Genomic DNA, 22263 nt, shown 5'->3' with positions numbered 1-22263 from the left:
AATACTTGTACGTCGCGGCATGCTGGGCTATGCTTTAGCGGTGTTCAACGCTCCCTGCTGTCCCGTTCGAACACTCTTCAACCGGTCCCGCTCTGCGCGACCGGTTTTTTGATGCCGCTCGGTTGGCACGGCTCGCGAGACGCGGGTGGTCGCTCGTCGCGGAGCCCGGCGTTGGACCTGGAAAAACCCGCCATCACGCAGCGCGGGATAACGCAGGTTAATCCATCCCACTCGGGGATGGTGATAGCTTGGGAAGGTCGAATCGACGTCAACCAACAGGCAGGAAGCCATCATGTTGAATCGCTCACGGAATGTAATCTGTCCCACATGCCAATCCGTCAATAGCTGGGAAGGCGACCCGGCCCCGGATGAAGCCCTTCATTGTCATCAATGCCATGAATTCATCAATACCCACCAGCGTTACGTCGAGGGCCTGGTCAAGGGCGAGGTGGCGCGAATCATGGCGCGTTACGCCGATCCCGACTCGTGCTATCAATTGTCGCTATTGAAGCGCGTGCTCGCCGATCAGCCATCGGTCGGCGCTCGCCTCTGAGTCATTCGATCTCCAGGTCTGTACAGCTGCTTCAAGGACCCGGCCGGGATCGGCCGGGCCCCTGGCGCATCATCGCTCGCTAGCTCTCCTGAATTTCTCCCGTTGCCTGGCCCGCTTGGCCGTACGGCAGCGCCTCGACCTGGTCGATCACGAAACGACTCTCGGGAATAATCGGCATTCGCGACCAGTCGATGTCCAGTGCCTGGGGCGGCACGCGGTAGCGCATCCGGGTGAGTAGTTGCTCGATCGCCACCTTGATCAGCGACTGCGTGAACCATTCCCCGGGACAGCGATGATTGGTGTCGTGTTCGCCGCCCCCCTGAGGAATGAAGTTGTACGCATTGGCCGTCTCGCGAATGAACCTGTCGGGCTGAAACGTTGTCGGATCCTGCCAGCTGCGCGGGTCGCGATTGGTGCCGAACAGATCGAGCAGGACGCGGGTGCCGCGCGTGAACTGATAGCCTTGCCAAGTGAAATCGTCGCGGACTCTTGCGGCGACGAACGGAAAGAATCCGTAGTAGCGACGCACCTCCTCAACGAAGGAATCGAGCAGGGAGGCGTCGCTTTGCAGCGGTTGTCGCCACTGGGGATGTTCATGCAGCGCCAGGGCGGCGAAGGTCACATAGCGGGCGATGGCCACGGTGGGGCGTATCAGGTTGAGCACTTCCACGGCCGCGGTCTGCGTGTCGAGCAGTTGTCCATCGGCATCCTGATGCCAGCAAACCCGTGACAACGCACGTTCCTTGTCGACCGCGAGTCGCCCCGCCCGGATCCGTTCGACGAGATCGCCGACCCACGCTTCGCTGCAGATACGGGCACGTCGCGCCCGCCAATAGCGCCAACCGATGCCGCCTCCGCCGCCCCCATCGATCATCGCCGCGATATCGGCGCACCGCTTGGCGATTTCCGCCTCGTACAGCGGAAGGTCGGCCCACCGACAGGCGGCGCGAAGATGGATCTCCTGAACGGCGTGCAGCAGCACGACACGCTCCCGGCGTTGCCAGGAGTCGATGGCGGTTAGCCACTCTTCGCTGGCCAATTCGGCCAGTTCCCGGATATTCGTGGCGCTCATCAGCGACATGAACAGCTGCTTGCGAATGCGGTGGGCTTCGCCATCCAGGCCTTGCACGCCGCCTTCGCCAAACAGCGTCTTCTTGAGCATGCCCGGTGCGGCGCCTTCGCGAGTGAAGCGGGACTGGTCGTAGAAGAGTCGTGCCGCCGCTTCGCCGTGCAGGCACAGCGTCGGTTCGAGCAGTAGCCGGGTCTGGAAGATGTCGCTCTGGTGTCGCTGGCAGCGCCGGGGAATGAAATGGTTGCCTTCGCGTAATAGCGACAGCGAGCTGTCCAGCTTGCCGTCCTTGGGGATCGTCGCCATGTTTCGCACTCCTTGCGAATGGCTGTCGGGGCCGTTCGCTTTGCTGTCGAGCTAGTCGAGGCCCACGGCTCGACGCATCTTGGCGGTGATCGCTCGCCGGGAGTCGTCGAAACCCGCCCAGGGGTCCTCGCGCAACGAGGCGAGCCGCCGCGGCAGATTGCTGACGGTATAGCGGTCGGGTTTCAGCTTGGCGTCGAGTTCGTCCCAGCGGACCGGGGCGCACACCGTGGCGCCTTCGCGGGCACGCACGGTGTAGGAGGCCACTGCGGTGGCGCCTCGTCCGTTGCGCAGATAATCGATGAAGATACGCCCCTCGCGCTGTGACTTCGACATGTTGGTGGTCAGACGCTTGGGATCGGCCTTGGCCTCCTGCTGGGCAAGCGCCTTGGCGAATGCCTTGGCGTCGTCCCATTCGAGCCCGGGCTCGATGGGAACGACCAGGTGTAGCCCCTTGCCGCCGGTGACCCGCACGAAGCTTTCGAGGCCCAGCGAAGCAAGACGCTCGCGCAGCGACCGGGCGACACGGATGATTTCCGGCCACGACACGCCGGGGGCCGGATCGAGGTCGAAGACCAGATTGTCGGGCCTTTCGAGATCGCCGACGCGACTGCCCCAGGGGTGGATCTCCAGCGCGCCGGCCTGCACCAACGCGATCAGGTCCGCGGCCGATTCCACGTAGAGATACTCGGACGTGCCCTTTTTCTCTTCTATATCGATGCGCGGCACGCTGTCGGGAATGGCGACGCGGGGATGCTTCTGGAAGAAGCACTCTCCATCGCGGCCCTCCGGACAGCGCATCAGCGCGAGAGGGCGCCTGGCGAGATGCGGCATGACCCAGTCCTGGATCTCCTCGTAGTAGCGCGCCAGGCCGAGCTTGGTCAGGCCCTGTTCCGGGTAGAGCACCCTGTCGGCGTGGGTCAGGCGCACGCCGAGCACCTGCGTCGTCTGCCCGCTGCGCGACGAGCTGGAACCGCTGTTCCGTTGGCCCCGCGAGGCGGCGGCCTTGCTTTCACCACTCTCATCGGAGCCAGACGTCTTGCCGGAGCGCGGCGGCGTTGTCGATTCATCCGTGTCGGAAGCCATGCGGATCTCCTCGGGATTGCGGTCTTCGCGCAGGCCGCGAAAGGCCGGATGGCGCAGCAGGCCATCGCGGGTGCGCTCGGCGAATTCGACTTCGATGACCTGCTCGGGGCGTACCCAATGCACCCCGCGGCTGTTGGGCACCGATCCCGCGAAGGGCGATTCTGACGTCTCGAGGTCGCGCAGCGTGGCACTCAGCGTCTCGAGCAGTCGCTTGTTGAAACCGGTACCCACGCGACCGGCGTAGACCAGCCGGTTCTGGTCGTCGAAGACGCCCATCAGCAGCGCGCCGAAGCCGCTACGCGAACCGCCCGGCTCGGTGTAGCCGCCGATCACGAACTCCTCGTGGTTGGCGCACTTCACCTTGAGCCACTGCTTGCTGCGCGTGCTCCGGTAATGACTCGAGGCCCGCTTGCTGATGATGCCTTCCAGCCCCAGCCGGCAGGCGTGTTCGTAGAAGGTCTCGCCCTGGGCGTCGATATGATCGGAATAGCGGATATGTCCGCCATTGTCGAAGCCGGCCGCCTCGAGCAACTCGGCCAGGGCTCGCTTGCGCTCGCTGAGCGCGACACCTGTCAGGTCGTAGCCATCGAGATGCAGCAGGTCGAAGGCCTGGTAGGTCAGTCTGCGGGTATCTCCGGCGCTTAGGGCCTCCTGCAGGCGCCTGAAGCTGCTGACGCCGTCGCGGTGCAGGGCGACGATCTCGCCGTCGAGCAGCGCCTGTTCGACGGGCAGTTGCTGCATGCGTCGGGCGAACTCGGGGAAGCGGTGGGTCCAGTCCTTGTTGTTGCGGGTGATCAGCCTAACCTCGCCATGGTCGAAGCGGACCATGATGCGATAGCCATCGAACTTGACCTCGTGAATCCAGTCCGTGCCCTGGGGGACGCGATCGACAAGCGTCGCCAATTGCGGGTTGGCCTCCTTGGGCAGGGCCTGGCGGCGCGCGCCCTTCAATTCCCCCACGCGCTGGGACGGGGCGGGAGTGTGCTCGCGATCGTCACTGTCGTTCCCGCTGCGCCTGTCATCCTGGCTGCGCTCGTCGCTCGCCTTTGCCTGCCAGATGTTGTCGACGTCCTCGGCGATCTGGCTCATGGTGCGACCGCTGGCGACACTGCGATCCTGGTCGTCGATCTCCAGCGCCTGGTCGTGCGCATCCTCATCGTCATGGCGCTTGATCAATAGCCAGTTCTTGTCGCTCTTCTGCTTGCCGCCGGCCATCCGCGTCAGCGTCCAGGCACCACGCAGCTTTTCCCCGTCGAGGGTGAAGTCGATACGGTTCTTGTTGCGCTTGCCGGTCGGCTGCCAGCGGCCGCGATCCCACAGCATGACCGTGCCGCCGCCATAGGACTTTTTCGGGATGACGCCTTCGAAGTCGCCGTAATCCAGGGGATGGTCCTCGACCTCGACGGCCAGACGCTTTTCGCCGGGCTCGAGGCTGGGACCCTTGGGCAGTGCCCAGCTCTTGAGCACGCCGTCCTGTTCGAGGCGCAGGTCGAAGTGGTCGTGGCTGGCGGCGTGCTTGTGCATTACGTAGCGCTCGCCGCTCGACGAATCGGCGCTATCGTCGCCGGCCGGCTCGCGGGTCTTGCGGAAATCGCGCTTGCGGCGATACTCCTCGAGTTTCGCCATGATTCTCGTCCTTGATGAGTCGCTAACGAAAGAGGGTCTTACCAGAGCCTAGCAGCCTATTTGACTTAACGCTGAACCGCCGCGGATGGCCGCGCTGTGCGGTCACCGGCCTGCATCCATGTGCGGCGGTGCCCAGGCCGAAGGGCTCTGCAAGGGCTGCCGGCGACCTCGAGCTCATTGTGGTGCGCGAAGGCGCGAAGGCGAATGTTGCAATCACTGAGCGGGGCGATGGCCAGGCACCGTCGCGGGAACTCGCCGTGTCCGGCTGCAGGGCCAGCGACAGGGTGACGATGGGAAAGAAGGTCTCGTCGGCTTGGCGGTTGGTGATCCATAGACCGCCCCTGACGGCACTCCCTTAGTCCACGAACCTGCGCTCAACGCGCATAGTGCGACCCATCCTTGCGCGCAAAGCGCCATTGGCCGCTTGGGTCCTTGACCGCGCACAGATCGTCGTCGGGGTAGGTGACGGTATCGTTCGGCGTACGGTCCCCCACTTCCAGATAGACCACGTCTTCGTCCGTGGCGTTGACCAGATGATGGCCATCCGCCGTGGCGTGCCTGAAGCCGGCGCACATCCCCGGTTTGAGCGGCGTCTCGCCGCGATCGGTGATCAGCGTGGGATGCCCGGAGAGGATATAGATGAATTCGTCCTGAAGGGCATGCGCGTGGCGCAGCGCGGACATCGCTCCGGGCGCCAGGCGAACCAGATTCACGCCGAAGTTCTCGAGACCGAACGCATCCCCCAACTGGCGTTTGATCCGACCGGCCATGCGAGACGCGTAGGGTTCCGGATAGTTCGACGGCTTGGACCGGGGGGAGATATCTTCAGCGTCGATGGCCACGGGAAAACGAGATGCTGTCATATGCGCTCCATTCGTTGGATTTCGTTTCGAGGCTGCGCATCGGCGAGATTAGCACTCGGCGTGTCTTGTAGCTTTGAGTGATCCACCGGCGAAAGGCGAAACAGGGCCTTGGCCAAGCCTGAAAGCGACTGTCAGCCAGCCTTGGGCGCGCCAGTGCCCAGGGCTCGTACGCTCGCCGCAAATAGATCTTCGTAGCTGATAATGAGACTGGCGTCGTCTACCTGCTTCCCCGGCTGGCGACATCGAACCCTGTCAGGTGATGACCGGAGCCGTGCTCCGTTCTGCCTGAGCCGCGGCACGTACCGCACCGGGGGGATGTCCCATGATGCGCTTGAAGGCGCGGCTGAAGGCGGCCTGGGAGCCGTAGCCCAGTCGCAGGGCGACGGTCTCGATCGGCATGCGGTCGCGCCCTATCCACTGCATGGCCAGGCGCATTCGCAGCTCGGTCACGTAGCGATGCGGGGTCATGCCGGTGACCGTCAGGAAGCGCTCGGCGAAGACCGAACGCGAACTGCCCATCTCCCCGGCGAGCTCGGCCACCGTCCAATGACGGCCCGGATCGCGATGCAGAGCGCTGATGACGCGGCCCAGTCGCGGATCGCGCAGAGCCTCGACCCAACCGGTCGCATCGCCACAACCGCACTCTACCCAGCCGCGTACGATATAGGCCGCTATCACGTCGGCGAGCCGTGCCAGGATCCCGGCAAATCCCGCGCGCTCCGTACGTGCTTCGCGCTCCATCGCTTCGAGCATGGGCAGGATTTCGGGGTGGCGCTCGAGCAGCGTACCGACTCGCATCACTTCCGGCATCAGGGCCACGAGGGGGTGCATGCTGCCGAGGTCGAATTCCAGGCAGGCGCTGAAGAATACGGCGCGGGTCGTCGGGCAGCTTTCCTCGGGGCACGCCTTGATCGAGCTGACCGCCTCGCAAAGCGTAGCGCTCTCATAGTCGGCGATATCGTGGCTGGGCTGATTCGGCGCCGAGAGCAGTTCGTGTCCGCCACCGCGTGGCAGGAGTAAGGCGTCGCCTCCTTCAAGTGCATGCAGTGTTCCGTCCGGACTGCGCAGGAAGGCGGGGCCCTTGGCGATGAAGTGAAACTGCGCCCAGCCCTTTTCGCTACCGAAACGTAGGCCGTAGGGGGCGATCACCTGGATGCGGCGATAACGGATGCCGCGCAGTCGCATGCCCAGCAGCAGCTCACTGACCCGGTCGTCGGGCAGCGAGGCGGGTGACATAGGTGACGATTCGGACGAATGATCAATCATTCGAGAGTATTTAGCATGGGTCGTCCGGCATGTCTATTTTATTCTGCAGCGCAACAACCCTCCTGTAGGACATGCCAAATGAACGAACTGACACAACGGGCCGAACCCGCCTGGGCGGCGGTAATCTCGGTGACACTCGGCGTATTCGGCCTGGTCACGGCGGAATTCTTGCCCGCCAGCCTGCTCACTCCAATGGCGGCGGATCTGGGCATCACGGAAGGCATGGCGGGCCAGGCGGTGACCGCGACCGCGGCGATCGCCCTGGTAACGAGCCTACTGATCACGGCGGCAATGCGGCGCATCGACCGACGCTCCGTGCTGCTGGCCTTCTCTGTTCTGCTGGTCGCTTCCAATCTCTTGGTTGCGTTGGCGCCCAACCTGCCGGTGCTGCTGATAGGGCGCGTGCTGCTCGGCGTGGCGCTGGGCGGGTTCTGGACCATGTCGGTCGCGACGATCATGCGTCTGGTGCCCGAAGAATCGGTGCCGCGCGCGCTGTCGATCATGTTCAGCGGCGTTTCCGTGGCGACCATCGCCGCGGCTCCGTTGGGCAGCTTCTTTGGCGATCTCATCGGCTGGCGCAACGTCTTCCTGACGGCGTCACTGCTGGGCCTGCTGGCCCTCGTAGTGCAGTACGCCACTTTGCCGCGCATGGCGCCGAGTGGTGTGACGCGCCTGCGCACGTTGTTCGATGTGCTGATGCGTCCACGAGTCGGCTTGGGCATGCTCGCGGCGGGTCTGGTCTTCACCGGCCACTTCGCCTTCTTCACCTATATTCGCCCCTTTCTCGAAACCGTGACCGGCGTCGGAGTGAACGGCATCGCCGCCATTCTGCTCGGCTTCGGGATTGCCAACTTCATGGGCAACTTCCTTGCTGGCGCCTTGATCGAGCGCAGCCTGCGCCTGACGCTATTGATGGCTCCGTTGCTGATGGGCGCGCTGGGACTGAGCCTCGCGGGCCAGGGCGGTATAGCCATTCTCGATGGCGCCCTGGTCGCCATCTGGGGGCTGGCCTTCGGCGCCATTCCGGTGGCTTGGTCCACCTGGCTCTCGCGCACGGTGCCGGACGAGGCAGAAAGTGCGGGTGGGTTGCTGGTGGCGGCGATTCAACTCGCTATCGCCACCGGTGCGGCCGTGGGTGGCCTGATCGTCGACGTCAGCGGCGTCACCTGGGTCTTCGTCGCTAGCGGAGGCATGCTGCTTCTGGCGGCACTGGTGATTGCCACGGGTGTGCAGGCGCGAGTAGCGGCCACGGCCTGACTTCGATCATCCTCCCGTCATGTTCATGAAGCGCACTACCTGCACGTCGCCGTCGGTGGTGAAATGGTGGCGCTCGGGCTTGAGGCGCATGGCATCGACGATCGCCGCCTTGAGGCGTGCGCTGTCGCCGGGGTGGCGGCGCATCACGCCGCGCAGATCCATGGAGTGCTCGTTGCCCAGGCACAGCAACAGGCGGCCCTCGGCGGTGACCCGCACCCGATTGCAGGCGCCGCAAAAGTTGTGACTGTGCGGGGAAATGAAGCCGACCCGCGTGTCGCTATCGGCCATGCGGTAATAGCGTGACGGGCCCAGGGTGTTTTCGGTAGAGGGCAGCAGCGCATGGTGGCGCTCGATGAGGGCACGTACATCGTCGCTCGAACAGAAGGTCGCGGCACGATCATGCTCGGTGACCTGGCCGAGCGGCATCTCCTCGATGAAGCTGACGTCGAGTCGCTCGCGACGGGCGAACTCGACCAGAGCCGGCACCTCGTCGTCGTTGCGGCCCTTGAGGATCACCGCGTTGAGCTTGATGCGCGTGAAGCCGGCCTCTCGCGCGGCACGCAGGCCGTCGATCACCCGACCGAGGTCGCCAGTGCGAGTCAAGGCGCGAAAACGCGTCGGGTCCAGGGTGTCGAGGCTGACGTTGAGGCGTGTCAGCCCGCCGCGGCGCAGCGCCTCGGCATGCCTGGCCAGCCCGCTGCCGTTGGTGGTCATGGCGAAGTCGCGCAGGCCGGGCAGGGCGCCGATGGATTCGACCAGGTCGGCGATGCCGTGGCGGACCAGCGGCTCGCCGCCAGTCAGGCGGATCTTGTCCACCCCTAGTTCGACGAAGGCACGCGACAGCGCGGTGAGCTCCTCCAGCGTCAGCACCTGGGCGCGGGGCAGGAAGGTCATGTCCTCCCCCATGCAGTATACGCAGCGAAAGTCGCAGCGATCGGTCACGGACAGTCGCAGGTAGCGGATGCGACGGCCGAAACCATCCACGAGCATGTTCATGAATCACCTTGGATAAGTGCTTGTGCCTGCAGAGGCAGGCGGGCAATGGTGCGTTCTATGTCGTCGCAGGCCCGGATGATGGCCTCAGCGCTATAGCGCCGGCCGCGCCGCTTGGCGAAGGCGTCAGATGGCGAATTGTGCAACGGGCAGGAACGCATAGTCGTTTCCTTCCAACACGGGTGTATTGCCGGGCACCATGAGGTAACCGTGAGCCTGACAGGCCGCTCCGAGCATGGCCGAGCCCTGGCCGCCGGCCAACCGGACCACCGGGGCAAGCTCCGAAGGGTCGAGCACCACACGCAGCAGCTCGCGACGGCCCTGCGTGGCGCGGCGGCTGAAGCCCGCCTTGACCGGAAACTGCTGCAACGCACGCGGGCGGCGGCCCTGGCAGGCCTGCACGAAGACCTGCCCCAGCGCGTGCCAGGTCACCAGCGAGGCGACCGGATTGCCGGGCAGGCCGAGCAGCGGCACGTCGCCACCCGCCCGGTGCAGGTAGCCGAAGGCGAAGGGCTTGCCGGGTTTCATCGCCACGCCGTGGAAGACTAGCTCGCCGAGTTCGGCCAGCAGCGGACGCACGTGGTCCTCCTCGCCGGCCGAGACGCCGCCGGTACAGACCACCACATCGGCACGGTCGCGCGCCTGGCAGAGGGCATCACGCAGGCCGGCGGCGGTATCGGCAACGATGCCCAGATCGATGACGCTACAGTCTTGCTGTTGAAGCAGGGCGCTGAGCATGACGCGGTTGCTGTTGTAGAGCTGGCCCGGCGCGAGGGGCGTACCCGGCTCGATCAGCTCATCGCCGGTGGAGATCAGCGCCACCTTGAGAGAGACGAAGACCTCGATCTCGACGATACCCTGGCTGGCCAGCAGCGCCAGGGCGGGCGCGTCGAGGCGCTGGCCGGCGGGCAGCAGCGATGCGCCTTCGATGTATTCCTCGCCGCGCCGACGGATATTGGCGCCGGATCGCACGTCTCCCTGCACATGTACGCGGCCCAGGTCGTCGATGTGGCAACGCTCCTGTGGCACCACGCAGTCGGCGCCGGCGGGGATCGGCGCGCCGGTGAAGATGCGTGCGCAGCCGCCTTCGCCGAGCTGGGCCGGGGCGCAGCCCGCCGGGATGCGCTGAATGACCGGCAGGCCGTCAGGACTGACCTCGAGATCGGCAATACGCAGGGCGTAGCCATCCATGGCACTGTTGTCCTCGCCGGGCATGGCCAGGCGAGCAACCACCGGTGCGGCGAGGATACGCCCCAAGGCAGTATCGAGCGGGCAGGGCTCGCTGGTGGTCAGGGGACGGGCGGCGGCCAGCAGGCGCCGCCGGGCCTCGTCGAGGTCGAGCAGCCCCGGGGTAAGGGTGTCGCAGCTCATGCGCTTCTCCCCGCGAGGGCGGGGGTTCCCGGCGCCGCGTTGGCTACCGGGGCGGCGGGTTGACGGCTGGCGCAGGGCGACATGTCGGGTCGCACCATGGCCACGAAGTTGCAGGGCCGGGTATGGACGTTGAGCTGCGAGGCGAGGATGCCGTCCCAGGCCGTGGCGCAGGCCTTGGGTGAACCCGGCAGGGCGAATACCAGGGTGCGATTGGCCACGCCGCCGACGGCCCGCGACTGGATCGTCGAGGCGCCGATGGCGGCCTGCGAGATCTGCCGGAACAATTCGCCGAAACCATCGATGGTCTTGTCGAGCAGCGGCGCGAGCGCCTCGGGGGTGGTATCGCGCGATGTGAAGCCGGTGCCGCCGTTGACCAGCACGGCATGAATGCCATCACGGGCGATCCATTCTGAAACAATGGCGCGGACGCGGTAGATGTCGTCGGGCACGATTCGCCGGTCGCCCAGCCAGTGACCGGCATCGATGAGGCGTGCGCAGAGCAGGTCGCCGCTGCCGTCCTGATCGAAACCGCGGGTATCCGAGACCGTCAGCACTGCGATATTGAGCGGCACGAAGGGCGCATCGGCAGAAACGTGGGCCATGAAATCCTCCTCGACCACCCGCGGGGTGGCGGCAATGTGAAAATGGAACGCACCTGTAGTGGTTTACTGCATCAGTGCACCGGCGTTTTCATCATCCAGTGACACGCCGCTCACGGCCAGGCGCGCTTCAAGGGCCAGCAGGTAGTGGCGCAGGGCGCGGCGTGTGGCCTGTTCGCGCAGGGTATGGCGCACGCGCTCGGCGGCTTCGGCGTAGGACAGGATGCGTCCGCCCTCACGGTGGTCGAGGCTCACCACGTGCCAGCCATAGCGCGAGGCCAGCGGACGGTCGTGGAGCCCTTCGGGCAGGCGCTGCAGGGCGCGGTCCAGCTCGGCAACGGTCTGGCCTGGCGCCAGCCAGCCCAACTCACCGCCATCATCCTTCGACGGGCAAGCGGAGTGGCGCTGGGCGAACTCGACGAAACGCTCGGGCTGAGTCTGTAGCTCGGCGACGAGTGCCTGGCCCAGGCGGTACTGGCTGTCCCGGGCCACGGCGTCATCCGGAGCGGCGGCAAGCAGGATATGGCGTACCGACAGGTGCAGCGGCTCGCTGAAACGCTCGGCGTTGGCCTCGAAGTAGCGCCGGCAATGGTCCTCGTCGGGCTCGGGAACTTCCAGTTCCGCGTCCAGCAGCGCGGCCAGTGCTGCCTCTTCGCCGTCCTCGATGTCCCAGCCCAACTCGCTGCAGCGCTGGCGCAGCAATTCGCGTACCACCAAGGCGCGTGCCGCCTCGAGCTGTGCTTCCTCCACGGAGTCGGCCTGGTGGTACTGCATTTCCCGGGCGATGTCCTCGGCTGGGATGTTCACAACGCCCACCCAGACCGGCGGGATCGCCATGGTCTGTGCGTTGGCGGGCAGGGTTTCGAGCGGAATCAGTTGCATCTTGATCAATCCTCAACAGTGAAACTGGGTCTGCTCGGCCAGCATTGCCTGGCCGAGCAGGGCAGTTTCAGGCCCGGCGACGGACAATTTGGTAACGCCGACCGACATAACCCAGCGGCGCGCTCCACACATGCACCAGGCGGGTGAACGGGAACACCAGTACGATGGTCAGCCCGAGCAGGATGTGCAGCTTGTAGATCAGGCCCATTTCGGCCAGGTGCTCGGCGGCGCCGCCCTTGAAGAACACGATGGACTGCGCCCACTCGGCCAGTTCCAGCATCGCGCCGCCGTCCAGATGACCCATCGCCGGGATGATGGTCAGCAGGCCCAGCGATACCTGGGCGACCAGCAGCGCCAGGATGACGATGTCGGCGCGGCTGGAAGTGGCGCGAACGCGCGCATTGGTCAGGCGACGATGTAGCAGCATGGCGCCGCCGGCCAGGCACATCAGCCCGGCAATACCGCCGACGACGATGGCGATGACCTGCTTGGTGCCGGCGCTGATGAACGGGGCATACACCCAGTGCGGAGTGAGCAGGCCGACCAGATGGCCGAAGAAGATCACCAGGATACCGATATGGAACAGGTTGCTGGCCAGGCGCATCTGGCGCTTGGAAAGCATCTGGCTGGAACCGGTCTTCCAGGTGTACTGGCCATGGTCGAAGCGCAGCAGGGCGCCGGCCAGAAAAATGGTTCCGGCCACATAGGGGTACAGGCCGAACAGCAATTCATTGAGATAGTTCATGACGGCAGGCTCCTGATTTAGTGGCCCGGGGCGGCGTTGACGGTGGATGGAACGATGCGGATCGGCACGTCCGCCTGGAACTGGCGCTTGAGTTCAGCCTGTCGCCGGCCGGTGGCTGACTGCAGTGCGCAGTCCTCGTCGGAGGTGGCGTTGAAGCGCACGGCTTCTTCCTCCCACACCGCGTCGAGGGCGGCGGGGGTGTCGTCGCGCGCCTCCTTCTTGACCGCCTCGGCGTGCTCGTCGATGGCGGTATCGGCACCCACCATGGCCAGCAGCGCGGTGGGTATCAGGGCATAGTCGGACTCGCGCTCGCACAGGCGGGCGGCGAGCAGGGCCAGGATATGGGCAATGTCGCTTAACTGCTGGGCGATATCGGCCTCGTCGCGGGTCGACAGGTATTCGAGGAACACCGGCAGGAAGTCCGGCAATTCGCGGGCGCTGAGTTCGAAGCCGGCCTGGCGGTACTGATCGAGCAGGTCGACCATCGCCTGGCCGCGGTCGCGGGATTCGCCATGGACATGCTCGAACAGTAGCAGTGAGGTGGCGCGGCCCTTGTCGAACAGCGCCACGTAGTCGGCCTGCAGGTCGAGCAGCTCGGCAGCACCGATGCGTCCGATCCAGCCATGCAGCGCGGCGCGCTGCGGGTGGCTCAAGTGGTCCTCGTTGGCGACGATGGCCTGCATTTCTAGGGCGGCCTGCTGCAGCTCCCGGGTGGGATAGTCGAGCAGGCGGGCAAGGACGATCAGGCTACGCATTGGATTCTTCCTCCGGCGCGGGACGTTTCGGGGCCGGTGTCGGCGTGTAATGGTTGACGGCGACAGCCGTTGCCGGGGCCGCGTGGTCGTGGTCGTCGCGATGGGTCTGCGGCTTGACCAGCGTGGCGGTGTGCTTGCGTGCGCCGAACAGACTCGCGTCGCTGTCGCCGCCATGGCAGCCATTGCCGAACGAGAAGCCGCAGCCGCCGCGCTCGGGGAAGGCCTCGCGGGCCTGCTCGCGATGGCTTGTCGGAATCACGAAGCGATCCTCGTAGTTGGCGATGGCCAGGTAGCGGTACATCTCCTCGACCTGGGCCTCAGACAGCCCCACGGCGTCGAGCACCCCATCGGCGCGGCGCCCTTCGACCTGCTGGGCGCGCTTGTAGACGCGCATCGCCATCAAGCGCTTGAGGGCCAGCACCACGGGCGCCTCCTCGCCGGCGGTGAGCAGGTTGGCGAGATAGCGCACCGGGATGCGCAGCGACTCGATATCGGGCAGCACGCCGTCGCTTTCGATGTGGCCGGCATCAAAGGCGGACTGGATCGGCGAGAGCGGCGGTACGTACCACACCATCGGCAGAGTGCGGTATTCCGGGTGCAGCGGCAGCGCCAGGCCCCAGTCCATGGCCAGCTTGTAGACCGGCGAGGCCTGGGCGGCCTTGATCACGTTGTCGGTAATGCCGTCGCGCTTGGCCTGGGCGATCACTTCCGGATCGAAGGGGTCGAGGAAGATCTCGCGCTGGCGGTGGTACAGGTCGCGCTCGTCAGGGGAGGAGGCCACTTCCTGGATGCGGTCGGCGTCGTAGAGCAATACGCCCAGGTAGCGGATACGGCCCACGCAGGTCTCGGAGCAGACCGTTGGCATGCCGGACTCGATGCGCGGATAACAGAAGATGCACTTCTCGGACTTGCCGGTCTTCCAGTTGTAATAGATCTTCTTGTACGGGCAGCCCGAGATGCACATGCGCCAGCCGCGGCACTTGTCCTGGTCGATCAGCACGATGCCGTCTTCCTCGCGCTTGTAGATCGCGCCGGACGGGCAGGAGGCCACGCACGTCGGGTTGAGGCAGTGCTCGCACAACCGGGGCAGGTACATCATGAAGGTGTTCTCGAACTGGCCGTAGATATCGGCCTGGACCGTCTCGAAGTTCTTGTCCTTACGGCGTTTGGAAAACTCGGTGCCGAGGATCTCCTCCCAGTTGGGGCCCCATTCGATCTTGTTCATGCGCTGACCGGTGATGGCGCTGCGCGGGCGCGCCACTGGCTGATGCTGGCCTTCGCCGGCCTTGTGCAGGTGCTGGTAGTCGAAATCGAACGGCTCGTAATAGTCGTCGATCTCGGGCAGGTCGGGGTTGGCGAACAGCTTGGCCAGCACGCGATAACGCCCGCCGATGCGCGGCTGGATGGAACCATTCTTGTTGCGCAGCCAGCCGCCTTTCCATTTCTGCTGATTTTCCCATTCCTTGGGGTAGCCGACGCCGGGCTTGGTTTCGACGTTGTTGAACCAGGCGTACTCGACGCCCTCGCGGCTGGTCCAGACGTTCTTGCAGGTCACCGAGCAGGTGTGACAGCCGATACACTTGTCGAGGTTGAGGACCATGCCCACTTGTGAGCGAATTTTCATATCACGGTCTCCGGGGTAATTGTGTCTTCAACCAGTCGGCAGCGGTGCGTCAGGGCCAGGCGGTGTCGCCGGTTCAGGCCGCTGCACGATGTCTCCCTTGACCCGTTGAAGCGTCGTTTCGCTGGCCACTTTGGGGCTTTTGTCGGGGCGGCTTTTTGACTCGAATCAAGTCGCCGGCCGCGGCGTTCGGCGTCGAAGCACCGGGTACTCCCTTGGGGGTAGAAGCCATCTTCTGTTCAAGTAGTTGTTTATACTGGCTATTCACAAGAAACCTATGTATTAGGGAGTAGTCGTTGAGCCAGGGGGGCTCTTTGGGGGTAGGGCCTGAAAGCCGCCAGAGCGCGCGATCGTCAGCAATGAAAAGAGCCGGCGGATGCCGGCTCTCTTGCTCGTCGTGAGGGACAGACCAATCGGACGTTGAATCAGCATGGCGCCTCGGCATTCTTGCGGGCGTAGTACCACCAGGTCATCGCGATGCAGCTGACGTAGAAGGCCACGAAGACCAACAGGGCGCCTTCGACGCTACCGGTCAGGGCGATCGAGGTGCCGTAGCTCTTGGGTATGAAGAAGCCGCCATAGCCGCCGATCGCGGAGGTGAAACCGAGTACCGCGCCGGCCTCCTTGGCGGCCTGCTTGGCCGCCTGTTCGCGAGCCTGCGGATCGTCGCCGGCCTGGCGCTGATGCTGGGTCATGAAAATCACCGGGATCATGCGGAACGTGGAGCCGTTGCCGATGCCGGAAAGCGCGAACAGCACCATGAACATGGCCAGAAAGCCCCAGAAGTTGCCGGTGCTTTCGGCGCTGGGCAGGAAATAGATGACCCCGAACACCGCCAAGGCCATGCCGGCGAAGGCCCCTAGCGTGACCGTGGCGCCGCCCAGCTTGTCGGAGATCCAGCCGCCGACCGGACGCAGCAGGGCGCCGACCAGCGGGCCGAGGAAGGCATACTGCATGGCGTTGGCGGCGGGGAACTGGGTGGAAATCAGCATCGGGAAGCCGGCGGAGAAGCCGATGAACGAACCGAAGGTGCCCACGTAGAGCCAGCACATCAGCCAGTTGTGCTTGCGCCTGAAGATGATCGCCTGTTCCTGGAAGGATGCCTTGGCGTCGGCGATATCGTTCATGCCGAACCAGGCGGCGACGGCGGTCAGCAGGATGAACGGCACCCAGATGAAGCCGGCATTCTGCAGCCAGATCGGCTGGGAGGCGCCGTCCTTGGCCAGCATCAGCGGTTCGCCGCCCAGGCCACCGAACACGCCGGCGGTGATCACCAGCGGCACCACGAACTGCACCACCGACACCCCCAGGTTGCCCAGCCCGGCATTCAGGCCCAGGGCGGTGCCCTTTTCGTCCTTGGGGAAGAAGTAGTTGATGTTGGCCATGCTGGAGGCGAAGTTGCCGCCGCCGAAGCCGCACAGGAACGCCAGTACCATCATGATCCAGTAGGGCGTGTCGGGCGACTGGGTGGCGAAGCCGATGCCCACCGCGGGGATCGCCAGCGAGAAGGTGGAGATCGCCGTCCAGCGCCGGCCGCCGAAGATCGGCACCATGAACGAATAGAAGATGCGCAGCGTGGCCCCCGACAGGGCCGGCAGCGAGGCCAGCAGGAACAGCTCGTTGGTGGTGTAGCTGAAGCCGACGCGCGGCAGATTGACGACGACCACGCTCCACACCATCCACACGGCGAACGACAGCAGCAGGGCGGGAATCGAGATCCACAGGTTGCGATTGGCGATGGGCTTGCCGACGCTCGACCAGAAACCCTTGTCCTCAGGTCGCCAGTCGGCCAGGATCGGCCCCGTTCTGGAGCTTGCGCCTACGGGGTGATTGATGCTCATGATATGTCCTCCTGAGCGAAGTAAAGGTTAGCGGTGGGAGATGGGGACGGCGTTTCGTGCCGGTTTGGGACCGGACGCGGAGCGCGCGAAGTAGTCGCTGCGGCGTACTTCGGCGAAGTACATCCACAGCAGGGATATGCAGGTGACGCCGTAGAGCAGCATGAAGATGCTGCTGTTGATGCCGGTGACGTCGAGCAGCACTCCGAACATCACCGGCAGCAGGAAGCCGCCGAGTCCGCCGAACAGGCCGACGATACCGGAAACCACGCCGATGTCGTCAGGAAAGTCGCTGGCGATATACTTGAATACCGAGGCCTTGCCGAAGCCCCAGGCAATTCCCACCACGAACAGCAGCGCGGTGAATATCCATACGTTCAGGCCAAGGGCGAACTCGCGGGAGCCGTTGACGGTCTGCACGGTCATGTCAGTTTTCGGATAGGAAAGCAGGAACAGGCAGATCCACGCGGTCCACATCACCCACCAGGTCACCGAGTGCGCGCCGAACCGGTCGGAGAGCCAGCCACCGAGAGCCCGGATCATGCCGGAGGGCAGGATAAACACCGTGGCGATCAGCGCGGCGGTCTGGATCGACAGGCCGTACTCGCCGATGTAGTACTTGGTCAGCCACAGCGACAGCGCCACATAGCCGCCGAAGACGACCGAGTAGTACTGGCAGTAGCGCCACACGCGAGCATCCTTGAGGGGGGCAAGCTGCTGTCTTACCGATACGCTGGCGCTCATCTGATGGGACTTGTCGGTAAAGGTAAACAGCCAGAAGACCATCGCCATGATCAGTATGGCGACGGCGTAGACACGCGGCACCATCTGCCAGCCGAAGGCGATCACCAGGCTCGGGGCGACAAACTTGGTGATCGCCGCGCCGGCGTTACCGGCACCGAAGATGCCCATGGCGAAGCCTTGGCGTTCCTTGCTGAACCAGCGCGCGATATAGGAAATGCCTACCGCGAAGGAGCCACCGGCCAAGCCGACGAACAGCCCCAAAACCAGGAAATGCCAATAGGCGGTTGCCGCCGAGATCATCCAGATCGGTATCACCGTGCTCAACATCAGCACGGTGAAAACGATGCGTCCGCCGAAGCGGTCGGTGAGCATGCCCAGCGGTAGACGGCTCAATGCCCCCGTGAGCACGGGTGTCGACGCCAGAAGCCCGAACTGGGTTTCCGTCAGGCCCAGTTCGGCCTTGATGGGAATGCCGATAATGGCGAACATCACCCACACGGCGAAGCATAGGGTGAATGCCGTCGTGCTCAGGGTGAGCACGGATAACTGTTTGACTTGTTGGCTTGCCATCGCGAGCCCTCCCGGTTGAACCTGAGGCAACCATAGGCACGATGCAGCTGGTCGAGATTGACTGGAATCAAGTGAACTCGCGAGGCGGGCGGGGTAGGTTAGCGTGGCTACTCCTTAAGAGGTAGTCAGGGGTTTTCATGCATCATATTGTTTTATAATAAATTTCAATAGGAACAGGACGGCATTGGGGCCCGTGGAAGCAACAGCGAGGCATTGGTGATAGTCCTGTAGGAGCGTGCATGTCCCAGTCCATTACCCGCTCGCTGATCTTCAGGGCCGGCCTCACCATGGCGGGGATCGTCATCCTCGCCCTGACCAGCATGCTCGGGTCGATCTTGATCGCCGAAACCTCAAGTGGCGACGCCGCGGCCATCAACAAAGCCGGTGCACTGCGCATGCAGGCCTACCGGTTATTGAGTACGCGTCTGCAGGAGCCGGTGGGTAACGCTGCGCTGCGCCAACAGCTCGAGCGTTTCGATGCCAGTCTGACAAGCCCGGTCATTGCCTCGTTGATTCCCGATGATCCACGCCACCCGCTGGCCGACCGTTATGCCGCCGTGACCGAGATGTGGCAGGGCATGCTGCGCCCGGCCCTGCTGACCGGCGAGCAACGCCCGCCGCCGGCATTGAACGCTCAGGTCGGCAAGTTCGTCAGCGAAGTCGATAGCCTGGTCGGCCAGTTGCAACAGGAAGCCGAGTCGCGCGTCCAGATGCTGCGCCTGTTTCAGGGCATCGTGCTGTTTCTGACCCTGATTCTGGTGTTCGTGGCGATGTACAAGCTGATCTCCGATATCGTGCCGCCACTGCGCGAGTTGTTCCATGTGATCAACCGGGTACGCCATGGCGACTTCGAGGGGCGCGTGGATTATGCAGGCAACGACGAACTGGGTCTGATCTCGCATACCATCAATCAGATGAACGAGAGCTTGTCGCACATGTATGCGGAGCTCGAGCAGCGGGTGGAAGCCAAGACGGCCGAGCTCAAGCGCAGCAATGAGTCGTTGCGGCTGCTCTACCAGGCTGCTCGTCAGCTCAATAGTTCGACCCCGGGCAGCGAGGACTTCCGCGACGTGCTCGAGCATCTGGAAAAGGTCACCGGCCTTGGCCCGATCACCTTGTGTCTGTCGCAGGACGATGCCGAGCGTGCCTATCAGCGCATTTCCACCCAACTGGGCGATCGCCCCGATTTCTGCCAGGCTCCGGATTGCGGACCTTGTCTGAGCGGTGAGCGGGTGCCGGCGCAAGTTCGTCCGGTGGTGGTCAGCGAGTCCGACCGTCGCTATGGCGTGCTGTTGATGCGGTACCCGAAAGGCACTCCGCCGCTACGCTGGCAGATGGATCTGGTCGAGACCGTGGCGGGGCTGATCGCGACGACCCTGTCACTGGGCCAGATCAACGACGAGCAGCGTCGCCTGGCGTTGATGGATGAGCGAGCGGTGATCGCTCGCGAACTCCACGATTCACTGGCCCAGTCGCTCTCCTACCTGAAGATCCAGGTGGTGCGTCTGCAGCAGGTCATCCGCCTTCAGCGGCCAGCGGCCGAGCAGGAGGCGATCATCGACGAGTTGCGCGAAGGTCTCAGCTCGGCCTACCGCCAGCTACGCGAACTGCTCAACACCTTCCGTTTGAAGATGACCGAACCAGGCCTCGAGGCGGCGCTCAACGAGACGGTGCGCGAGTTCGCCCAGCGCAGCAAGCTCAAGGTCTTGCTCGAATACGAATTGCGGCATTGTCCGTTGACCCCCAATGAGGAGATCCACGTGCTGCAGATCGTGCGCGAGGCGCTGTCCAACGTGGTTCACCACGCCCAGGCCGAAAACTGTGACATCCACCTGCAGACTACCGAGTCCGGTCAGGTCAGGGTATGCATCCGTGACGATGGGGTGGGCCTGGCCGAGCAGCATGCGCGGCCGAACCATTACGGCACCACGATCATGAGTGAGCGTGCGGCTGGCCTGGGCGGCACGCTCGACATGCATAATCGCGCCGGGGGCGGAGCCGAAGTTGAGTTATGTTTCACGCCGCAGGTCACTGCCGGGAGCGAATCGGTTACCTTGCTGGGAGGCACCTGATGAGTACACGCATCCTGATCGTCGACGATCATCCGTTGTTCCGGCGCGGCGTGCGCCAACTGGTCGAGATGGACCCGGACATGGTCATCGCCGGTGAAGCGTCCAACGGTGTCGAAGCCGTGGAGATGGCGGGTCAGCTCGATCTCGATCTGATCCTGTTGGACATGAACATGGCCAAGATGGATGGGCTAGATGCACTGCGCCAGATGCGCAGCAACGGCATTGATACGCGCATCGTCATGCTCACGGTCTCGGATGCCGACGACGATGTAGTCGCTGCGCTACGTGCCGGGGCCGACGGTTACCTGCTCAAGGATATGGAACCCGAGGATCTGCTGGAGCGCATCAAGGAGGCCGCTGAAGGCAAGCTGGTGATCAGCCCGCAGCTCGCCGCGATACTCGCCGGCATCGTCAGTGGTGGCCGCGCCGCTCACGCCGATGCGCTGTCCTCGCTGACCTCGCGCGAACTGGATATCCTGCGCACGCTGGCCCGCGGCATGAGCAACAAGATGATCGCGCGCCGGCTCGACATCACCGAGGGCACGGTGAAGGTTCACGTCAAGAACCTGCTCAAGAAGCTAGGCCTGCGTTCGCGGGTCGAGGCGGCGGTATGGGCGGTCAACCAGGGGGTGTCGTAACAGCCGGGTCCCCGTGTCGGTCAGTCGTCGATCTTGCTTAGTGTCGAGTCCTTGTGCATGGCGATATGATCCGTCTTGTCGCTCTCGATCTCGTATTGCGGCTCATCCTCGCTGGCGCGACGCTTGTGTCCCTTGTATTCGGTATCGCGGGTATGGACGCGGATTATCCGACCGCTGACATAACCCGCTTCCGAGTTCCAACGGACGTGATCGCCTACCTTGAAACGTTTTGCCATGTAATCCTTCCAGCCATGAATTGATGAAGTTCCGTATCCAGCGTAGACCTTGCGAGCGCATGTATTGATTTTACGTCGGCAGCATGTCGCCGCGTTACTGAATGTCGACCGCGTTTCCTTGGCGATCGAACGCCAGGAAGTTACCGATGCTGCCCATCTGCAAGGCTTCGACCATACGCTGCAGGGGGCGTTCGGCTTCTTCGCTGGTCGGCGGATTCACGCCGTCGCCGGCCAATGCGGCGACGAAGAGGAGATCCCAGGCTACGCCGGTGCGTTGGGATTCCTCGATCAGCGACTCCATGTCGCTCAATTCATCCAACGTCTTGTCGACGCAAAGGGCCGGTGTCAATACGCCGCCCTCGCCCTGCTCGAAGTGCTCGCGCTGCTGTGCATCGGGGTTGTCGGGCAGTTCTGCCTTGGCGAATACGAACAGCAGGCGCTGTGGAACGGGCTGACGGTGGGCTTCGGCGAGAAGTTCGGCGTAGTTGGCGATGGCCATGTCGATTACCTCGGAAAATGATGATTGCGCGCGAGCCCAGTTTCGGCATGGCGCTCGAAGCAGTGCGCGCCCGGTCGTGGGTCACGACCGGGTACGCCAAGGCTCGGTTGGACTACTTCGGATCGGTGATGTCCTCGATCCAGGTCAGTGCCGCCACGGCCTGGGGAAACCCCAGCGTAGGTATGGAGAGAAGGGCGACCTGCTTGATCGCCTCGGGAGCAATCGACTCGTCCAGGGCGCGGCGTACATGGGAGTGCACCGCGCCTTCGGAGCCCGCGCCAATCGCCAGGGCCAGTTTGACGAGCCGGCTCGACGACTTGTCCAGCGGGCCGGCCTCGGCACAGGCCTTGCCCAGGTCGGCGTAGGCCTTCCAGATTTCCGGATGGCGCTTGGCGACGTCGCCTGCGCCTGAAGGTAGTTGTTCAGCCATGGGGGCTCCTGTCTTGTCATTGATAGCCGCTAGTTGCGACCTGCGTGGCTAGCCTTCGAGGCTCTCCAGCATAACGTTTGTCTTTCGCGGCACGAAACTACTTACGGACCGATAAGACCCGGCTCCATGGGTGAGAATGACTGAAATCAAGGTCGGTCGAATCTGCACGCATGCGCGGCTAACCAGAGCCTTTTATGGGAGTAAGCTAAGCGGCAATTCTCCTGCGTGCCGCTCTGATGCGGTGTCG

The 22263-nt window shown here is 64.1% G+C and carries 20 protein-coding genes; 4 read left to right on the top strand and 16 right to left on the bottom strand.

Annotated features, from left to right (window positions below):
• The first annotated feature begins 292 nt into the window (after positions 1–292).
• A complete protein-coding gene (locus tag R6258_RS01840) occupies positions 293–553 on the top strand; it encodes a hypothetical protein (RefSeq protein ID WP_318446660.1) in 261 nt (86 codons plus the stop codon).
• Positions 554–632: 79 nt separating this feature from the next.
• Here the strand turns inward: R6258_RS01840 and R6258_RS01835 are convergent, their stop codons facing one another.
• The 4 genes from R6258_RS01835 to R6258_RS01820 form a co-directional block, all read right to left on the bottom strand.
• Positions 633–1928, bottom strand: a complete 1296-nt coding sequence (locus tag R6258_RS01835; protein ID WP_318446658.1) for a cytochrome P450 — start codon at positions 1926–1928, stop codon at positions 633–635.
• 51 nt (positions 1929–1979) lie between these two features.
• Positions 1980–4637 (bottom strand): DNA ligase D, encoded by a 2658-nt coding sequence (gene ligD / locus R6258_RS01830; protein WP_318446656.1) that lies wholly within the window; start codon positions 4635–4637, stop codon positions 1980–1982.
• Between the two features lie 374 nt (positions 4638–5011).
• Entirely contained in the window at positions 5012–5500 is a 489-nt protein-coding gene (locus R6258_RS01825; RefSeq protein ID WP_318446654.1) for a cupin domain-containing protein, read from the bottom strand.
• Between the two features lie 252 nt (positions 5501–5752).
• Positions 5753–6736 carry an AraC family transcriptional regulator gene (locus R6258_RS01820; protein WP_318446652.1) on the bottom strand — a complete coding sequence of 328 codons (984 nt, stop codon included), beginning with the start codon at positions 6734–6736 and terminating at the stop codon, positions 5753–5755.
• Positions 6737–6844: 108 nt separating this feature from the next.
• Between R6258_RS01820 and R6258_RS01815 the strand changes: the two genes are divergently transcribed.
• Positions 6845–8023: an MFS transporter gene (locus tag R6258_RS01815; RefSeq protein WP_318446650.1), complete on the top strand. Its 1179-nt coding sequence runs from the start codon at positions 6845–6847 to the stop codon at positions 8021–8023.
• A gap of 6 nt (positions 8024–8029) precedes the next feature.
• Here the strand turns inward: R6258_RS01815 and moaA are convergent, their stop codons facing one another.
• From moaA to R6258_RS01770, 9 genes are all read right to left on the bottom strand, one after another.
• Positions 8030–9019, bottom strand: coding sequence for a GTP 3',8-cyclase MoaA (gene moaA / locus R6258_RS01810; protein ID WP_318446648.1), 990 nt, complete (start codon positions 9017–9019; stop codon positions 8030–8032).
• A 123-nt stretch (positions 9020–9142) separates the two neighbouring features.
• Positions 9143–10387: a gephyrin-like molybdotransferase Glp gene (gene glp / locus R6258_RS01805; protein WP_318446646.1), complete on the bottom strand. Its 1245-nt coding sequence runs from the start codon at positions 10385–10387 to the stop codon at positions 9143–9145.
• Positions 10384–10989 (bottom strand): molybdenum cofactor biosynthesis protein B, encoded by a 606-nt coding sequence (gene moaB, locus R6258_RS01800; protein WP_318446644.1) that lies wholly within the window; start codon positions 10987–10989, stop codon positions 10384–10386. Before moaB ends, glp begins: the two co-directional genes overlap by 4 nt.
• Before the next feature lie 63 nt (positions 10990–11052).
• Entirely contained in the window at positions 11053–11868 is an 816-nt protein-coding gene (locus R6258_RS01795; RefSeq protein ID WP_318446642.1) for a peptidylprolyl isomerase, read from the bottom strand.
• Between the two features lie 67 nt (positions 11869–11935).
• The gene (gene narI / locus R6258_RS01790; RefSeq protein WP_318446639.1) at positions 11936–12613 is read right to left on the bottom strand and encodes a respiratory nitrate reductase subunit gamma; all 678 of its coding nucleotides are present in this window, start codon (positions 12611–12613) and stop codon (positions 11936–11938) included.
• Between the two features lie 17 nt (positions 12614–12630).
• Positions 12631–13368 carry a nitrate reductase molybdenum cofactor assembly chaperone gene (gene narJ / locus R6258_RS01785; protein ID WP_318446637.1) on the bottom strand — a complete coding sequence of 246 codons (738 nt, stop codon included), beginning with the start codon at positions 13366–13368 and terminating at the stop codon, positions 12631–12633.
• Positions 13361–14992 carry a nitrate reductase subunit beta gene (narH, locus tag R6258_RS01780; protein ID WP_318446635.1) on the bottom strand — a complete coding sequence of 544 codons (1632 nt, stop codon included), beginning with the start codon at positions 14990–14992 and terminating at the stop codon, positions 13361–13363. Before narH ends, narJ begins: the two co-directional genes overlap by 8 nt.
• A 422-nt stretch (positions 14993–15414) precedes the next feature.
• Positions 15415–16830, bottom strand: a complete 1416-nt coding sequence (locus R6258_RS01775) for a NarK family nitrate/nitrite MFS transporter (RefSeq protein WP_318446633.1) — start codon at positions 16828–16830, stop codon at positions 15415–15417.
• A 27-nt stretch (positions 16831–16857) separates the two neighbouring features.
• Positions 16858–18141, bottom strand: coding sequence for a nitrate/nitrite transporter (locus R6258_RS01770; RefSeq protein ID WP_318446631.1), 1284 nt, complete (start codon positions 18139–18141; stop codon positions 16858–16860).
• A 239-nt stretch (positions 18142–18380) separates the two neighbouring features.
• On the opposite strand from R6258_RS01770, the gene R6258_RS01765 reads away from it, so the two are divergent.
• Positions 18381–20213 (top strand): type IV pili methyl-accepting chemotaxis transducer N-terminal domain-containing protein, encoded by a 1833-nt coding sequence (locus R6258_RS01765; RefSeq protein ID WP_318446629.1) that lies wholly within the window; start codon positions 18381–18383, stop codon positions 20211–20213.
• Complete coding sequence (gene narL, locus R6258_RS01760) at positions 20213–20851, top strand: two-component system response regulator NarL (RefSeq protein WP_318446627.1); 639 nt, start codon at positions 20213–20215, stop codon at positions 20849–20851. Before R6258_RS01765 ends, narL begins: the two co-directional genes overlap by 1 nt.
• 20 nt (positions 20852–20871) lie before the next feature.
• Here the strand turns inward: narL and R6258_RS01755 are convergent, their stop codons facing one another.
• The 3 genes from R6258_RS01755 to R6258_RS01745 form a co-directional block, all read right to left on the bottom strand.
• Positions 20872–21087 (bottom strand): DUF2945 domain-containing protein, encoded by a 216-nt coding sequence (locus tag R6258_RS01755; RefSeq protein ID WP_318446625.1) that lies wholly within the window; start codon positions 21085–21087, stop codon positions 20872–20874.
• A gap of 94 nt (positions 21088–21181) precedes the next feature.
• A complete protein-coding gene (locus R6258_RS01750; RefSeq protein ID WP_318446622.1) occupies positions 21182–21586 on the bottom strand; it encodes a ribonucleotide reductase subunit alpha in 405 nt (134 codons plus the stop codon).
• A gap of 112 nt (positions 21587–21698) precedes the next feature.
• The gene (locus tag R6258_RS01745) at positions 21699–22016 is read right to left on the bottom strand and encodes a carboxymuconolactone decarboxylase family protein (RefSeq protein WP_318446620.1); all 318 of its coding nucleotides are present in this window, start codon (positions 22014–22016) and stop codon (positions 21699–21701) included.
• Positions 22017–22263 lie beyond the last annotated feature (247 nt).

The organism is Halomonas sp. HP20-15, assembly GCF_033446685.1.
GTDB lineage: Bacteria > Pseudomonadota > Gammaproteobacteria > Pseudomonadales > Halomonadaceae > Modicisalibacter.
Note: the sequence above shows the minus strand (reverse complement) of the source record. Positions and strands in the feature narration are given on the sequence as shown.

What these genes read in the sequence shown, in the direction of transcription:
- R6258_RS01840 (WP_318446660.1), top strand. Translation starts at nt 293, where the DNA reads ATGTTGAATCGCTCACGGAATGTAATCTGTCCCACATGCCAATCCGTC.
- R6258_RS01835 (WP_318446658.1), bottom strand. Translation starts at nt 1,928, where the DNA reads ATGGCGACGATCCCCAAGGACGGCAAGCTGGACAGCTCGCTGTCGCTA.
- ligD (WP_318446656.1), bottom strand. Translation starts at nt 4,637, where the DNA reads ATGGCGAAACTCGAGGAGTATCGCCGCAAGCGCGATTTCCGCAAGACC.
- R6258_RS01825 (WP_318446654.1), bottom strand. Translation starts at nt 5,500, where the DNA reads ATGACAGCATCTCGTTTTCCCGTGGCCATCGACGCTGAAGATATCTCC.
- R6258_RS01820 (WP_318446652.1), bottom strand. Translation starts at nt 6,736, where the DNA reads ATGTCACCCGCCTCGCTGCCCGACGACCGGGTCAGTGAGCTGCTGCTG.
- R6258_RS01815 (WP_318446650.1), top strand. Translation starts at nt 6,845, where the DNA reads ATGAACGAACTGACACAACGGGCCGAACCCGCCTGGGCGGCGGTAATC.
- moaA (WP_318446648.1), bottom strand. Translation starts at nt 9,019, where the DNA reads ATGAACATGCTCGTGGATGGTTTCGGCCGTCGCATCCGCTACCTGCGA.
- glp (WP_318446646.1), bottom strand. Translation starts at nt 10,387, where the DNA reads ATGAGCTGCGACACCCTTACCCCGGGGCTGCTCGACCTCGACGAGGCC.
- moaB (WP_318446644.1), bottom strand. Translation starts at nt 10,989, where the DNA reads ATGGCCCACGTTTCTGCCGATGCGCCCTTCGTGCCGCTCAATATCGCA.
- R6258_RS01795 (WP_318446642.1), bottom strand. Translation starts at nt 11,868, where the DNA reads ATGCAACTGATTCCGCTCGAAACCCTGCCCGCCAACGCACAGACCATG.
- narI (WP_318446639.1), bottom strand. Translation starts at nt 12,613, where the DNA reads ATGAACTATCTCAATGAATTGCTGTTCGGCCTGTACCCCTATGTGGCC.
- narJ (WP_318446637.1), bottom strand. Translation starts at nt 13,368, where the DNA reads ATGCGTAGCCTGATCGTCCTTGCCCGCCTGCTCGACTATCCCACCCGG.
- narH (WP_318446635.1), bottom strand. Translation starts at nt 14,992, where the DNA reads ATGAAAATTCGCTCACAAGTGGGCATGGTCCTCAACCTCGACAAGTGT.
- R6258_RS01775 (WP_318446633.1), bottom strand. Translation starts at nt 16,830, where the DNA reads ATGAGCATCAATCACCCCGTAGGCGCAAGCTCCAGAACGGGGCCGATC.
- R6258_RS01770 (WP_318446631.1), bottom strand. Translation starts at nt 18,141, where the DNA reads ATGGCAAGCCAACAAGTCAAACAGTTATCCGTGCTCACCCTGAGCACG.
- R6258_RS01765 (WP_318446629.1), top strand. Translation starts at nt 18,381, where the DNA reads ATGTCCCAGTCCATTACCCGCTCGCTGATCTTCAGGGCCGGCCTCACC.
- narL (WP_318446627.1), top strand. Translation starts at nt 20,213, where the DNA reads ATGAGTACACGCATCCTGATCGTCGACGATCATCCGTTGTTCCGGCGC.
- R6258_RS01755 (WP_318446625.1), bottom strand. Translation starts at nt 21,087, where the DNA reads ATGGCAAAACGTTTCAAGGTAGGCGATCACGTCCGTTGGAACTCGGAA.
- R6258_RS01750 (WP_318446622.1), bottom strand. Translation starts at nt 21,586, where the DNA reads ATGGCCATCGCCAACTACGCCGAACTTCTCGCCGAAGCCCACCGTCAG.
- R6258_RS01745 (WP_318446620.1), bottom strand. Translation starts at nt 22,016, where the DNA reads ATGGCTGAACAACTACCTTCAGGCGCAGGCGACGTCGCCAAGCGCCAT.